Source organism: Methylotenera sp. (assembly GCF_029946165.1).
Classification (GTDB): Bacteria; Pseudomonadota; Gammaproteobacteria; order Burkholderiales; family Methylophilaceae; genus Methylotenera.
On the sequence record NZ_JAQSDZ010000025.1, the window covers coordinates 15,788 to 30,135 of the forward strand.

At 42.1% G+C, this 14,348-nt stretch carries 14 protein-coding genes; 10 read left to right on the top strand and 4 right to left on the bottom strand.

The window, feature by feature from the left end; all coding sequences use genetic code 11:
- The first annotated feature begins 11 nt into the window (after nt 1-11).
- The 3 genes from pyrR to PSV17_RS12725 are packed head-to-tail and all read left to right on the top strand — an operon-like array spanning nt 12 to nt 2,816.
- Nucleotides 12-569: a bifunctional pyr operon transcriptional regulator/uracil phosphoribosyltransferase PyrR gene (pyrR, locus tag PSV17_RS12715; protein ID WP_300483233.1), complete on the top strand. Its 558-nt coding sequence runs from the start codon at nt 12-14 to the stop codon at nt 567-569.
- Complete coding sequence (locus PSV17_RS12720) at nt 562-1,542, top strand: aspartate carbamoyltransferase catalytic subunit (RefSeq protein ID WP_300483235.1); 981 nt, start codon at nt 562-564, stop codon at nt 1,540-1,542. Before pyrR ends, PSV17_RS12720 begins: the two co-directional genes overlap by 8 nt.
- Nucleotides 1,539-2,816 carry a dihydroorotase gene (locus PSV17_RS12725; RefSeq protein ID WP_300483237.1) on the top strand — a complete coding sequence of 426 codons (1,278 nt, stop codon included), beginning with the start codon at nt 1,539-1,541 and terminating at the stop codon, nt 2,814-2,816. Before PSV17_RS12720 ends, PSV17_RS12725 begins: the two co-directional genes overlap by 4 nt.
- A 79-nt stretch (nt 2,817-2,895) precedes the next feature.
- Here PSV17_RS12725 and PSV17_RS12730 read toward each other — a convergent pair whose 3' ends face one another.
- Nucleotides 2,896-4,032: a PilT/PilU family type 4a pilus ATPase gene (locus PSV17_RS12730; protein ID WP_300483238.1), complete on the bottom strand. Its 1,137-nt coding sequence runs from the start codon at nt 4,030-4,032 to the stop codon at nt 2,896-2,898.
- 71 nt (nt 4,033-4,103) lie between these two features.
- On the bottom strand, nt 4,104-5,147 hold the full coding sequence (locus PSV17_RS12735) for a type IV pilus twitching motility protein PilT (protein WP_300483240.1): 1,044 nt from the start codon (nt 5,145-5,147) through the stop codon (nt 4,104-4,106).
- Between the two features lie 143 nt (nt 5,148-5,290).
- Here PSV17_RS12735 and PSV17_RS12740 point away from each other — a divergent pair, with 143 nt between their 5' ends.
- The 4 genes from PSV17_RS12740 (at nt 5,291) to PSV17_RS12755 (ending at nt 9,545) form a co-directional block, all read left to right on the top strand.
- Nucleotides 5,291-6,013, top strand: a complete 723-nt coding sequence (locus tag PSV17_RS12740; RefSeq protein WP_300483242.1) for a YggS family pyridoxal phosphate-dependent enzyme — start codon at nt 5,291-5,293, stop codon at nt 6,011-6,013.
- Between the two features lie 67 nt (nt 6,014-6,080).
- Nucleotides 6,081-6,887: a pyrroline-5-carboxylate reductase gene (gene proC, locus PSV17_RS12745; RefSeq protein WP_300483245.1), complete on the top strand. Its 807-nt coding sequence runs from the start codon at nt 6,081-6,083 to the stop codon at nt 6,885-6,887.
- On the top strand, nt 6,877-7,458 hold the full coding sequence (locus PSV17_RS12750) for a YggT family protein (protein ID WP_300483248.1): 582 nt from the start codon (nt 6,877-6,879) through the stop codon (nt 7,456-7,458). The genes proC and PSV17_RS12750 overlap by 11 nt, the downstream gene beginning before the upstream one ends.
- 14 nt (nt 7,459-7,472) lie before the next feature.
- Nucleotides 7,473-9,545, top strand: coding sequence for a dynamin family protein (locus PSV17_RS12755; RefSeq protein ID WP_300483251.1), 2,073 nt, complete (start codon nt 7,473-7,475; stop codon nt 9,543-9,545).
- A gap of 45 nt (nt 9,546-9,590) precedes the next feature.
- On the opposite strand, the gene rng is transcribed toward PSV17_RS12755, so the two are convergent.
- Nucleotides 9,591-11,042 (bottom strand): ribonuclease G, encoded by a 1,452-nt coding sequence (rng, locus tag PSV17_RS12760; RefSeq protein WP_300483253.1) that lies wholly within the window; start codon nt 11,040-11,042, stop codon nt 9,591-9,593.
- A gap of 56 nt (nt 11,043-11,098) precedes the next feature.
- Entirely contained in the window at nt 11,099-11,698 is a 600-nt protein-coding gene (locus PSV17_RS12765; protein ID WP_300483257.1) for a Maf family protein, read from the bottom strand.
- A 165-nt stretch (nt 11,699-11,863) separates the two neighbouring features.
- Between PSV17_RS12765 and PSV17_RS12770 the strand changes: the two genes are divergently transcribed.
- The 3 genes from PSV17_RS12770 (at nt 11,864) to PSV17_RS12780 (ending at nt 14,254) form a co-directional block, all read left to right on the top strand.
- Nucleotides 11,864-12,307, top strand: coding sequence for an NUDIX hydrolase (locus PSV17_RS12770; protein WP_300483259.1), 444 nt, complete (start codon nt 11,864-11,866; stop codon nt 12,305-12,307).
- A 12-nt stretch (nt 12,308-12,319) separates the two neighbouring features.
- The gene (mnmA, locus tag PSV17_RS12775; RefSeq protein WP_300483261.1) at nt 12,320-13,429 is read left to right on the top strand and encodes a tRNA 2-thiouridine(34) synthase MnmA; all 1,110 of its coding nucleotides are present in this window, start codon (nt 12,320-12,322) and stop codon (nt 13,427-13,429) included.
- Nucleotides 13,430-13,501: 72 nt separating this feature from the next.
- The gene (locus PSV17_RS12780) at nt 13,502-14,254 is read left to right on the top strand and encodes a hypothetical protein (RefSeq protein WP_300483264.1); all 753 of its coding nucleotides are present in this window, start codon (nt 13,502-13,504) and stop codon (nt 14,252-14,254) included.
- The last annotated feature ends 94 nt before the right edge of the window (nt 14,255-14,348 follow it).

Sequence of the window (14,348 nt, forward strand, 5' to 3'; positions counted from 1 at the left end):
AAAATACAGAAATGACTTCAAAAAACATCTCATTACCTAACGCTGAAGATCTGCTTAAAACGCTGGCTCAAAAACTCCAACCATTACTAAAAACCAATACTGCACTCGTCGGCATTCAAAGCGGCGGCGTTTGGTTAATGCAAAAACTGCTAGTGCTATTAGAAAAAGATGTCGCCGCAAATGCGATTGAACATGGCACCTTAGATGTTTCGTTTTATCGTGATGATTACGAAAAGCGCGGCTTAAAGGCTGAAAACCGCCCGAGTCAGATTCCTTTTGATGTTGAAAACAAACACATTATTTTGATTGATGACGTATTTTACACGGGCCGAACCACACGCGCAGCCATGAATGAGCTGTTTGATTATGGCCGCCCCGCGAGCATCACCTTGGTTGCCTTGGTCAACCGTGGTGGGCGTGAGTTGCCAATTGCACCCCAAATTACCGCAGCTGATATTGCTTTAGATGCCAGTCAGAATTTGCAACTCATACAAAATCAAGATGGCATTTTAAGCCTTGAACTTCAATCCTTGAACTTTAATCAAAGTCAGGTGCACAAGCATGAATAACCCGCAACTAGATACCGACGGCAACTTACAACACTTGCTTTCTATCGAAGGCCTACCTAAAAGAATATTGAATCAAATATTAGATACCGCAGAATCTTTTGTTGGCGTCGCCGAACGCGAAGTTAAAAAAGTACCACTTTTACGCGGAAAAACGGTTTGTAATCTGTTTTTTGAAAATAGCACACGCACTCGCACCACCTTTGAAATCGCGGCTAAACGCCTTTCAGCCGACGTCATCAGCTTAAATGTGAACACCTCTTCGCAATCTAAAGGTGAAACTATATTAGATACGGTCGATAACTTAATCGCCATGCACGCCGATATGTTTGTGGTGCGCCATTCGCAATCTGGCGCGGCGCATTTTATTGCTAAACATGTCCCTGATCATATTCACGTGGTGAATGCTGGCGATGGTCGCCACTCACACCCAACGCAAGGTTTGCTGGATATGTTTACCATACGCAAATACAAACCTGACCTGCATAATCTGCGTGTGGCGATTGTCGGCGATGTATTGCATTCGCGTGTAGCCCGCTCTGAGATTCACGCTTTGACAACATTAGGCGTACCAGAAGTGCGCGTCATTGCGCCAAAAACCTTGCTTCCAGCGCAAGTAGAGAAGCTTGGTGTGCATGTGTTTCATGACATGAAAGCTGGATTAAAAGATGTAGATGTCGTCATGATGTTGCGCTTACAGAATGAGCGCATGAATGGCGCAATGTTGCCAAGTGCACAAGAGTATTTTAAAACATACGGCCTCACACAAGACAAATTAAATCAGGCTAAACCAGATGCTATCGTATTGCACCCCGGCCCAATGAACCGCGGCGTTGAAATTGACTCTAGCGTAGCGGATGGCAGTCAATCTGTCATTTTACCGCAAGTCACTTACGGCATCGCGGTGCGAATGGCAGTCATGGCGATGCTGGCAGGCGGGCAAAATTCTGGCAGCCAAGCAGGGAGCCAAGTATGAAAATTCAAATCAAAAATGGTCATGTAATAGACCCTAAAAACAACATCGACAGCCAACTAGACGTGTTCATTGCAGCAGGCAAGATAGTCGCTCTAGGCAAAGCGCCTGAAGGCTTTATTGCCAGCCAAACCATTGATGCTAGCAACTTAGTCGTCTGCCCTGGATTCGTTGATTTATCTGCAAGATTACGTGAACCAGGCGATGAATATAAAGCGACGCTCATTAGCGAACTACAAGCTGCGGTAGCTGGTGGCGTGACTAGCCTCGCCTGCCCGCCAGATACTGACCCAGTGCTTGATGAGCCTGGATTAGTAGAAATGCTTAAGCATCGCGCTAAACAGCTTAATCTTGCGCACGTTTACCCACTTGGCGCACTTACACGCCAATTGCAGGGCAAAGTGTTATCAGAAATGGGCGAATTACGTGAAGCAGGCTGTGTTGGCTTCTCGCAAGCGAATATTGCCATTACCGATACGCAAGTGCTTTGGCGTGCAATGGAATACGCGGCGACTTTTGGCTTTACTTTGTTCCTGCATGCTGAAGAGCCATTTTTAGCCAAAGATGGTGTCGCGCATGATGGCGAAATCGCGAGTCGATTAGGCTTAAAAGGCATTCCAAGCGCGGCAGAAGCACTTGCACTTGCGAGCATTTTGCGGATTGCTAAAGAAACTGGCGCACGAATCCATATCAGTCGCTTATCGACAGCGGAAGGCGTAGATATGATACGCGAGGCTAAAAAGAATGGGGTGAATATCACTTGCGATGTGAGCGCGAACCACTTACACCTAACCGAACACGACATAGGATTTTTTGATGCTAATTGTCATCTAAAGCCGCCACTTAGATCGCACCGCGATAAAGATGCGTTAAGCGCTGGCTTAAAAGATGGCACCATAGACGCGATTTGTTCAGACCACACTCCTGTAGATGATGATGCTAAATTAGCACCCTTTGCCGAAGCTGAAGTTGGCGCGACAGGTTTAGAGTTATTGTTAGCGCTCACACTCAAATGGGCAAATCAAGAAAAACTAAGTTTGCCTAAGGCAATAGCACTTATCAGCCAGTCTTCAGCAAAAATACTAGGCATTGCTGCTGGTGATTTAAGCATAAATTCTAACGCAGATATTTGTATATTTGACGCGAATGAATACTGGACAATTACTCCAAGCGCACTCAAAAGCCAAGGTAAAAATACGCCATTTAGTGGCTTGGAAATAGCAGGTAAAGTTAAAACCACTTTAGTTAACGGACAAGTCGTATATCAATCAGAGTAATTGAGACAACTCAAATAAAAAAGCCGATGACTCCATCGGCTTTCTTCATTTCATAATTCTATTTTTAAAAAAAATGAAACTAAACTATTCCTAGACTATCAAGCCCCTGCGACAAGTCTTTACCGTGAGAAGCTTTACCATCCAATTTAATTTTGAGTCGAATATCATTCACCGAATCAGCATTGCGTAGGGTGTCTTCATAAGTAATCACATCCGCTTCATGCAGATCAAACAAGGCTTGGTCAAATGTTTGCATACCTAACTCGCGTGATTTAGCAATTATGGATTTAATCTCATGTACATCACCTTTAAAGATTAAATCTGAAATTAACGGTGAATTTAACATAACCTCCATTGCAGCAGCACGCCCTTTCGCATCCTTTTTAGGAATAAGTCGTTGCGAAATAAAAGCTCGCGTATTTAATGATAAATCCATCAGCAACTGATGGCGACGCTCTTCAGGAAAGAAGTTAATAATACGATCCAAGGCCTGATTGGTGCTATTTGCATGCAATGTCGCCATACATAAGTGTCCGGTTTCAGCAAAAGCAATCGCATAATCCATGGTTTCACGGTCGCGAATCTCGCCAATCAATATCACATCTGGTGCTTGGCGTAAGGTGTTTTTAAGCGCAATTTGCCAGTTATCCGTATCAACGCCTATTTCACGTTGAGTGACAATACAGTTGATATGTTCATGCACAAATTCCACAGGATCTTCAATGGTAATGATATGTCCGTAGCTATTTTTATTGCGATAGCCAACCATTGCGGCTAAAGAAGTTGACTTACCTGAACCAGTACCACCAACAAAAATCACCAAGCCACGTTTGGTCATGGCAATATCTTTTAACACTTCTGGTAAACCTAACTCTTCAAACTCTGGAATTTTTGTTGTAATCGTTCTAAATACCAAGCCAACAGAACCGCGTTGAACGAAAGCATTCACGCGAAAACGCGCAACACTTGGGATACCAATGGCAAAATTGCACTCATTAGTCGCATCAAACTCAGAACTCTGCTTATCATTCATGATGGCACGAGAAATTTCACGTGCCTGTTGCGCACCTAATACCGTGCTACTTACTGGCGTTACCTTGCCATCTATTTTCATCGCAGGTGGAAACCCAGCGGTAATAAATAAATCGGATGCATTCCGTGCAAGCATCAATCGCAATAAATCAAATACAAACTTCTCTGCCTGACCTTTTTCCATTATTGCCCTTAACTGATTTATAAGACTTTACTTTACGTCTAAGTGATAAACTATATATAAACAAACGCTTATTAACCCATTATATTATCTTTATTCGCGGCTTTTGAACGAGCTTCATTAGCTGAAACCACATTACGCTTGACTAAATCTTGTAGGTTTTGATCTAAGGTTTGCATACCCAAACTCTGACCAGTCTGAATAGCTGAGTACATTTGTGGGATCTTAGCTTCACGAATCAAGTTACGAATCGCCGGCGTCCCAATCATAATTTCATGCGCAGCCACACGACCTTGCTCATCTTTAGTCTTCAATAAAGTTTGCGAAATAACAGCGCGTAGAGATTCTGACAGCATTGAACGAACCATCTCTTTTTCAGCTGCAGGGAAAACGTCGATAATACGGTCAATGGTTTTAGCGGCAGAACTTGTGTGCAGCGTACCAAACACCATGTGGCCAGTTTCCGCTGCTGTCAGTGCTAAACGTATCGTTTCAAGGTCACGCATTTCACCTACTAAAATCACGTCAGGATCCTCACGCAATGCCGAGCGCAAAGCGTTGTTAAATGACAAAGTATGTGGTCCAACTTCACGCTGATTGATTAAACATTTCTTTGAAGTATGTACGAACTCAATCGGGTCTTCCACAGTCAAAATATGACCGAACTCTTTATCATTAATATAATCAATCATCGCTGCCAAGGTGGTTGATTTACCCGAACCCGTTGGCCCCGTCACCAAACAAAGTCCGCGCGGAGTATCGGCAATGTCTTTGAAAATGGCTGGACAATTAAGCTCCTCTAACGTCAATATTTTAGATGGAATCGTACGAAACACGGCACCAGAGCCGCGCTGATGGTTAAAAGCATTGACCCGAAAACGTGCCAAATTGGGAATCTCAAACGAAAAGTCGCATTCCAAAGTCTCCTCATAGACTTTACGCTGACCATCGCTCATGATGTCATATACCATGTCATGCACTGCAGTATGGTCTAAAGCTGGCACATTAATTTTGCGAATATCCCCATGTACACGAATCATCGGTGGCAAGCCTGCGGAAAGGTGTAAGTCTGATGCTTTATTTTTAACTGAGAATGCGAGTAAATCTGAAATATCCACAACGTGCTCCTGTTATAATTTTATTGTAGCTGTGATTGTATAGCTCAACTTTCGATGCTTAAAACACGCCGAAACCCAGCATTTCAAAAACCTGCCTTTTATAACAGGTTAATTATTTGGTATAAATTTAGGCTTAGTGAATTATGACCACAATTGGCAATCGCTTGCAAGATATTCTAGCAACAATTCACTCAATTACGTCTGTTAATCAAGGCAGACCTGTTAATCAATGTAATCAACCAGTACAGCTATTGGCAGTAAGCAAGGCTCAAACATCTCAGGCTATACGTGAAGCGTACTTCGCGGGTCAAACAAGGTTTGGTGAGAACTATTTGCAAGAGGCGCTAGACAAACAAACTCAACTAAATGATTTAGCCATTGAATGGCACTTTATTGGGCCAATTCAAAGTAATAAAACACAATTGATTGCCCAAAATTTTGCTTGGGTTCATAGTGTGGATAGACTTAAAATCGCTCAGCGCTTAAATGATGCTAGGCCTCCTGACATCGCGCCATTACAAGTTTGCATACAAGTGAATACCAGCAATGAGCTGAGTAAAAGTGGTGTGTCGCAAGGTGAGTTAGTGGCGCTAGCGGCGGCGATTGTGAAAATGCCTCGCTTAAAGTTGCGTGGCTTGATGTCAATTCCAGAACCAAGCAAGGATTATAATAAACAGCGTAGCCAATTCAAACAAGTACGAGAATGCTATGATGCATTGTTAGCTCAAGGTTTTGCTTTAGATACACTGTCTATAGGCATGTCTGATGACTACCAAGCTGCGATTGAGGAAGGCTCAACCATTGTGAGAATTGGCTCAGCTTTGTTTGGCACCAGAGCAATTAGCAATAAATCATTAGCGCCTTAACTTAAGTAAGTGAGCTATAAAATAAACAAGTTAAATTTAGAACATTACCTTTAGGATTAATAAAAGAATGAAAATAGGCTTTATTGGTGGCGGGAATATGGCTAAAGCCATCATTGGCGGCCTGAAAAATAATGGTTTTGATATGGCTGCCATCACAGTGCTAGAGCTAGACGCGCAAAAACGCGCAGAGTTAACGACAGACTTTAGTGTAAGAACTTGCGACAACCATGACGAGATTCGCCACAGTGACGTCATTGTTTTGGCGGTTAAACCGCAGCAATTACGCGAAGTATGCCTTCAAGTAATGTCTATATTAAGTACCCAACTAATTATATCAATTGCCGCAGGTATTAGAAGCGTAGACATTTCACGTTGGCTGAATAATTATCAAGCCATCGTTCGCGTTATGCCAAATACACCCGCACAAATACAAGCTGGCGTTTCGGCTTTATATGCAATGGCAAGTGTTAGTGAAGAACAGCGCGTGCAAGCTACGACCATACTTGCTGCCGTTGGTAAAACCCTTTGGCTCGATGATGAAACAAAAATGGATGCAGTAACAGCAATCTCTGGTAGCGGCCCCGCTTATGTTTTTTATCTTATCGAAGCTCTGCAAGAAGCTGGTATTGGCCTAGGACTTCAACCTGATGAAGCGCAGATGTTGGCCTTACAAACATTTGCTGGCGCGGGTTTACTCGCAGCACAAAGCACAACAGACATCAAAACTTTACGTGCTCAAGTGACATCCAAAGGTGGCACGACTGAACAAGGTATACTCGCGCTTGAAAACGCTAACATTAAAAACATTATGCTGCTTGCTGCAAAAGCTGCCGCTGATAAATCACGAGAGTTAGGAGATCACCTTGCTAACTAATGCACTTTTATTTCTCATTAAAACCGTGTTAGATTTATTAACAGTGGTATTTTTACTACGTTTTTACTTTCAGTTACTCAAAGTACCTTTTCAAAATCAAGCAGCACAAATGATAGTTTCTTTGACCAATTTTGCGGTTAAACCAGTCCGCAAAGTGATCCCTAGTTTAGGCAAAATAGACATTTCCACGTTAATGCTGGGCTATTTCTGTCAACTGTTACTCACTATAAGCTCATTATGGCTGAGTGATTTCCCACTATTAATAGTAGGTAATGGCATATGGTTAAAAATCTTTACTATGGCACTTCTTGGCACCACTAGTATTAGTATCGCTATCTTCTTATATGCAGTACTTATTCAAGCAATCTTAAGTTGGGTTAATCCTTACACACCGATTGCACCTGTTTTAAATAAACTAACCAACCCTATTTTGAGTTTCTTTAGAAAATTCATCCCAATGGTGGGTAATATAGACTTATCACCACTGGTTTTTATTATCACGGCACAGTTATTGCTCATGACTATAATAGCTCCTTTGGAAAACAGCTTATTTAAATCCATAATAAGTTAATAAAAGATGACATTATGACCATACAGCTTACTGATAAATTATCTGATCATCAAAATATTGTGACCTCAAGTTTAAGCTCAAAAATCACTGAGTATAGTGAATGGCGTAAAAATCTGATCGCCACTATCGACCAATATATCGATTGGTTAGGACAAGCAAATTCAATTGATGCCGTATTAGAACTCAGGCTTTACGATATCAAAGAAACCTTAAAAAAAGACCAATTAGTAATGGCCTTTTTAGCAGAATTTTCGCGAGGTAAAACTGAAACAATTAATGCGTTGTTCTTTTCAGACTTTAACCAACGCTTACTTCCAAGTGCGCCTGGAAGAACCACCATGTGTCCGACTGAGATATTTTGGGATGACGGTGAAGAACCGTGCATTAGATTGCTACCAATTGAAACCAGACAAACCGACGATTCACTGAAGTATCTAAAGACAACATTAAACGCTTGGCATAAGATTCGTCTTGATATTACCTCGCCCGACGCAATGAAAGAGACATTAAAAGCTTTAATTCAAAATAGAGAAGTGGATTTAGAAACTGCCAAATCACTTGGTTTTTGGAACGAAAATGACCCTAGCATGCGTCGATTGCTTGCCGAAAAAGGGTCCGTAGAAATTCCAATGTGGCGTCACGCTTTAATTAACTACCCTCACCCATTGCTTAAAAACGGCTTAGTAGTGATTGATACTCCTGGCCTTAATACTATGGGTGCAGAACCTGAGTTAACACTAAGCATCATCCCAAATGCACACGCAGTATTATTCTTAACGGCAACAGATACGGGTATTACCAAGTCTGACATGCAAATTTGGACAGAGTATGTTCAAAAACGCGCTGCACACAAATTGGTAGTTTTGAATAAGATCGACATTCTATGGGATGGCCTTGAGTCTGAAGCAGAAGTTGAGGCACTAATTCAAAAGCAAATACAAAGTACTGCGCGTGAATTAGGAATGAACTCAAGTAATATTTTTGCAATGTCTGCGCAAAAAGCATTAGTCGCCAAAATTAGGAAAGATGCCGCATTGTTAAAACGTAGCGGCATTAGCAGTTTAGAAGATGCTCTCGCTAATCAGCTTATTGAATCTAAACATGAAATTCTAGGCCGCGCCGTGGTCACTGAATGTTCAAATTTGATACGATCATCGCGTAAAGTTGCACAAATGCGTATTACCTCCATGAAAAGCCAACTTGCAGACTTGAAAGAAATGCAAAGTCAAAATCGGGATTCATCTAAAGAAATTCTGGCGAATGTCGTAGCTGAACGCAAACGCTATGAAGCCTCAGTGCTAACCTTCAATCAAGGTAGCGAAAAGATTAAACGCTTAAGCGACAAACTACTACGCCATCTTAGTCTTGGCTATTTAGATACCACCTTAGAACAAACCAAACAAGATATGGGTGATAGCTGGACGACTGTTGGTTTAAATAAGGAAATACGAAGCCTAACCAAATTAGCCATTAAGTTAGCTGAAGAAATTAAATTTGAAGGCAATACCATTAAGAAACATGCAGATGACTTGTATCACTTATTTTGGAGCAAACATGGCTTCGAAAAAACTGAGGCAATAGAGCTGGATATGAGTAGCTTTATTAGCAATATGCAATCTTTAGAAAAAATTACAAATGATTTTTGTAATGACCCCGTGAATGTATTCACTGAAAAACGCTTCTTGATTCGTAAATTTTATTTAGGGCTAGGAGCACAAATTCAAGCAAATTTTGAACAAGCACATTTAGAGTGTACTCGTTGGTTAAATGCAGTGATAGGCGAGCTTAAAACACAAATTAGCTCACATAAGAGATCACTGGACGAACGTGCGGAATCATTAATGGAGTCTCATAATAGTGCAGACATGCTAATTAAGAATCTAGAATCGACTGAAAAAGAATTTGTTACGCTGCAACAGCAATCTAGTCAGCTAGAAGCAATATTATTAAAGCTAATGAGATGCGCCACACTTGATATAACTAAACCTAGTCCCGACGCGCTCGATTCTGCAAGCTTAGAGATTAATAACTTTATTAAACCGCCTGTACTCTCAGACACCCCGCAAGTTGCCATTAGCTTCAATTGAACAATTAATAGGTAACTCGCTAATGAGTGAGTTACCTATTAAAGACTACATTAGAATAATATCGAATGACTCTTGGCTGTAGCTAGGCTCTACCAATAATGAGATTGGCTTGCCGATAAAATCAGATAAGTTGGCTAAGCTTTGCGACTCTTCATCTAGCAACATATCAATCACTTTTGGCGCAGCTAATACACGTAATTCACGCGCATTAAACTGACGTGCTTCGCGTAACAACTCGCGCAATATTTCGTAGCATACCGTTTGAGCGGTTTTTAGCTCACCTCGCCCCTGACACGCTGAGCAAGGCTCGCATAATATGTGCGCTAAGCTTTCGCGCGTACGTTTACGCGTCATTTCCACTAAACCCAGCGGTGTAAAACCATTTACACCTGTACGAGAACGATCCCGAGCAACTGCCTTTTGTAGTTCTTCTAACACCGCGGCACGTTGCGTATCTTCATCCATGTCGATGAAGTCGATAATAATAATGCCACCTAAGTTTCTCAGACGTAATTGACGAGCGATGCATTGCGCCGCTTCCAAGTTAGTTTTGAATATCGTATCAGATAGATTTTTACCACTCACAAAACTGCCAGTATTCACATCTACCGTGGTTAAAGCCTCAGTTTGGTCGAAAATCAAATAGCCGCCTGACTTTAACTCCACCTTGCGCGACATAGCATGTTCGATTTCTTTTTCGATACTGTACAAGTCAAATAATGGCCGTTCGCCTGAGTAATGTACTAGCTTATCAAGTGCAGTAATCGCGTATAAATTGGCGAATTCCACCAACTTTTGATACGTTTCACTTGAATCAATGCGCACTGCTTGAGTATCGGCGCAGATTACATCGCGCAGCACGCGCATAGGTAAATTCAAATCTTGAAAAACCAGCGAGCGGTCTGGCACAGTTTTATGTTTCGCAGAAACATGCGTCCAAGTTTTTGTCAGATAGTCCACATCCGCTAGTAACTCGGCATCCGTCGCTGTTTCAGACATGGTTCTGATGATGTAACCACCCACTCTGTCCTCAGGTAACAAGCCAACCAATCGCGCTCTTAGCTGCTCACGCTCAGCTTCATTCTCAATACGTTGCGACACGCCAATATGATCTTGCTGTGGCAAGTACACCAAAAAACGTCCTGCAATACTAATTTGCGTAGTTAGCCGCGCGCCCTTTGTGCCAATGGGCTCTTTTATCACCTGCACCATGATAGATTGACCTTCATGCAGCACAGCCTGAATTGGCAATTGCGAATCAGATTGCCCGCATTCAAAGATATCGCCCGCATGTAAAAAAGCCGCTCGTTGCAAACCTATTTCCACAAAGGCCGATTGCATGCCCGGTAAAACACGGCAAACCACACCACGATAAACATTACCAACCAAGCCCAGCGAAGTGCTGCGCTCAATTTGCAGTTCTTGCACCACACCATTTTCCATCATGGCAATACGCGTTTCTTGGGGTGTAACGTTAATTAGTATCTCTTCACTCAATTTGTATTCTCTTTTAACTTTTATCTAAACTATTTTCTTGTGTTAAATTTTTAGACTCACAAAATAGCTAAGTTAGCTTTTCTCAGCAACTCTGCAGTTTCAAAAATAGGCAAGCCCATCACACCCGAATAACTACCTTCAATATGCTTAATCCACGCACCTGCTTTACCTTGTATGCCGTAACTACCCGCTTTATCTCTAGGCTCGCCAGATGTAATATAGCGCTCGATTTGCATCTCGCTGAGCGCCATCATTTCGACCACTGTAGTCGACAATACAACTTCAATTTGGTTATTAAATGCTAAAGCAACGGCTGTATGCACTTCATGCAAACTGCCTGACAAAGCAATTAACATATTACGCGCATCAATATCATCTTCCGGTTTACCCAGCACGATGCCATCCAACACCACCGTGGTATCTGCCGCCAAAATAGGATGAACTTTTTGCTCTTCCGTTAAACGATGCAAACATGCCTGAGCCTTTTCTCGCGCCAATCTCGTGACATATTTCTCAGGTGATTCACCAGCAAGTTGCGTTTCATCGATATCAGCAGGTAACGATTCGCACTTCACACCTAGCTGACCAAGCAACTCCACGCGACGCGGGCTGCGCGAGGCAAGATAAACAAATGGTAATGATTCTGTATTCTGCATACTCAACTTTTCTTATTAATACATTTATAGTGCCTTTATATTTTTAGCATAAGCACTTTAAATTGACGACATAGATATTAACAAAGCTTTGGCTGAAAATGCTTTATTTATTCATTGTTAGCGAGTTCAGGTTAAAATAGTAAAAATTTTATTGAAAAGCTAAACATGCAATGGAAGCCACACGCCACAGTCGCAGCGATTGTAGAAGATAACGGTAGATTCTTACTTGTAGAAGAAGAAACTGACCGCGGCAACCGCTTTAATCAGCCCGCGGGTCATTTAGAAGATAACGAAAGCTTAACAGAAGCGGTCATTCGCGAAACGCTGGAAGAAACCGCTTATGCATTCAAACCTGAAGCATTGTTAGGCATTTATCACTGGAAACATGAACATAACGACACTACTTATTTACGCTTTGCGTACATCGGCTCGGTCAGCAATCATCAGCCTGAATTGGGATTAGATGAAGGCATTATCCGCACGGTATGGATGACTGCAGACGAGATTCGCAGCAATGCCAAGTTAATGCGTAGTGCGCAAGTCATTACTTGTATTGAAGATTATTTAAGCGGCCAAAAATTTCCGCTTTCAGTTGTCACGCATTTATAAAATATAAATTCTATGAACCTAAACAAATCAAACAAGAAACACGTAGTAGTGGGCCTTTCTGGTGGCGTTGATTCGTCTGTGACTGCCTTATTGTTAAAACAACAAGGCTATGAAGTCACTGGTCTTTTCATGAAAAACTGGGAAGATGACGATACCGATGAATACTGCTCTAGCAAGCAAGATTTAATCGATGCCGTATCCGTTGCCGATAAAATTGGCATCGACATTGAAGCCGTTAACTTCAGCAAAGAATATAAAGACCGTGTATTTGATAACTTCTTAAGTGAATACAAAGCTGGGCGCACACCTAACCCAGACATTTTGTGTAATGCCGAAATTAAATTCAAAGCATTTTTAGACCATGCGATGGGTTTGGGCGCAGATGTGATTGCCACAGGTCATTATGCACAAGTACGTGAAAATCTACTCAAACCAGGTTTATTTCAACTGCTGAAAGCTGATGATGGTAGCAAAGATCAAAGCTACTTTTTACACCGTTTAAATCAAGCGCAATTGAGCAAAACATTATTTCCACTTGGGCAAATGCTTAAGCGTGAAGTACGTGAAATCGCACGTAGCGCAGGCTTAATTAACGCTGAGAAAAAAGATTCTACTGGCATTTGTTTTATTGGCGAGCGCCCTTTTCAAGAGTTTTTAAGCAAATATTTACCCCGTGAACCAGGCGAGATTAAAACGCCTGAAGGCAAAACCGTAGGCAAGCATGAAGGTTTGATGTACTACACATTAGGCCAACGTCAAGGTTTAAAAATTGGCGGTAGCCGTGAAAGTAACGGTGAGCCTTGGTTTGTTGCCGCTAAAGACATGGATAAAAACGAGTTAATAGTCGTGCAAGGCCACCAACATCCACTGTTGCTTAACGACGGTTTAAAAGCCAGTCAACTCACTTGGATAGATAACGAAGAACCAATCACTAACTGGGTTTACGCCGCTAAAACACGTTATCGCCAACCAGATGCGCCATGTGAAATTGATCGCTTAACCAAAGATGAGGTCGAAATTAAATTTGGCCAAAAACAATGGGCGATTACGCCAGGCCAATCTGCCGTGGTATACGAAAGTAATGTTTGCCTAGGTGGGGGCATTATCACCACTGCTATCTAAAATATGGTCTGGTGGAATCATCGCCACCGCAAGCAAATTGCGAGCTAGTTCCAGAAAAAAGAAAGGATTTTCATGCCATTTGTAGGCTTAGGTTTACACTTTTTAATCGCGCTGTTTTTCGCTATTCACGCGCTTAGAACTGGCCGCCAAATGTACTGGCTGATTATCCTATTCTCATTCCCCTTACTGGGTAGCTTGGTCTATTTTTTTGCAGAATACCTGCCCGCCTCAAAATTAAATCGCGGTGTTAAACAAGTTTCAAACATTGCGCTCAGTTTATTAGACCCAACACGTGAATTACGCGACGCAAGACAAGCTTTCGACTTAACGCCCACCGTGCAAAATAGAATGCGCCTTGCCGCCGCATTAGATGGCGCTGGCGAATACAACGAAGCTGTTCAGCAATTTGATGCATGCTTAAATGGTCCATTTGCGAACGACCCAGAAGTTTGCTTTGGTGCAGCAAAGGCAAAATTCCACAATGAACAGCCGCATTTAGCAATTGAATTGCTATTAGAGATTAGAAACAAATTTACTAGCTTTAGACCTGAAGAGCTCAGTCTATTACTTGCACAAAGCTATGCAGCAAGTGAAGATAATGCCAACGCTCATATTGAATTTACGCATGCTGTAGATAAATTTGGCTCCCCCGACACCCGTGCGCATTACGCGCTGTGGGCGGCAAATACTGGCGACCTAGAAACCGCAAAAAACCTTAGGGCGACATTAGAAAAAGATTGGCAATATTGGAACAAACATACCCGCAGTTTGTATCGCGCTTTATTTAGTGAAATAGATGCGGTATTAGCAAAAAATGCGGCTTAACTCTCTGATTTAATAACAGCTTTAACGCTCTACACTTAACTCACCTACTTAGTTGGAACTGCGTTAAAGCCAAAGTCAGACCACGATTCAGCCT

Excerpts from the sequence above, each read along its gene's own strand:
- pyrR (WP_300483233.1), top strand. The coding sequence starts at position 12 with ATGACTTCAAAAAACATCTCATTACCTAACGCTGAAGATCTGCTTAAA.
- PSV17_RS12720 (WP_300483235.1), top strand. The coding sequence starts at position 562 with ATGAATAACCCGCAACTAGATACCGACGGCAACTTACAACACTTGCTT.
- PSV17_RS12725 (WP_300483237.1), top strand. The coding sequence starts at position 1,539 with ATGAAAATTCAAATCAAAAATGGTCATGTAATAGACCCTAAAAACAAC.
- PSV17_RS12730 (WP_300483238.1), bottom strand. The coding sequence starts at position 4,032 with ATGGAAAAAGGTCAGGCAGAGAAGTTTGTATTTGATTTATTGCGATTG.
- PSV17_RS12740 (WP_300483242.1), top strand. The coding sequence starts at position 5,291 with ATGACCACAATTGGCAATCGCTTGCAAGATATTCTAGCAACAATTCAC.
- proC (WP_300483245.1), top strand. The coding sequence starts at position 6,081 with ATGAAAATAGGCTTTATTGGTGGCGGGAATATGGCTAAAGCCATCATT.
- PSV17_RS12755 (WP_300483251.1), top strand. The coding sequence starts at position 7,473 with ATGACCATACAGCTTACTGATAAATTATCTGATCATCAAAATATTGTG.
- PSV17_RS12765 (WP_300483257.1), bottom strand. The coding sequence starts at position 11,698 with ATGCAGAATACAGAATCATTACCATTTGTTTATCTTGCCTCGCGCAGC.
- PSV17_RS12770 (WP_300483259.1), top strand. The coding sequence starts at position 11,864 with ATGCAATGGAAGCCACACGCCACAGTCGCAGCGATTGTAGAAGATAAC.
- mnmA (WP_300483261.1), top strand. The coding sequence starts at position 12,320 with ATGAACCTAAACAAATCAAACAAGAAACACGTAGTAGTGGGCCTTTCT.
- PSV17_RS12780 (WP_300483264.1), top strand. The coding sequence starts at position 13,502 with ATGCCATTTGTAGGCTTAGGTTTACACTTTTTAATCGCGCTGTTTTTC.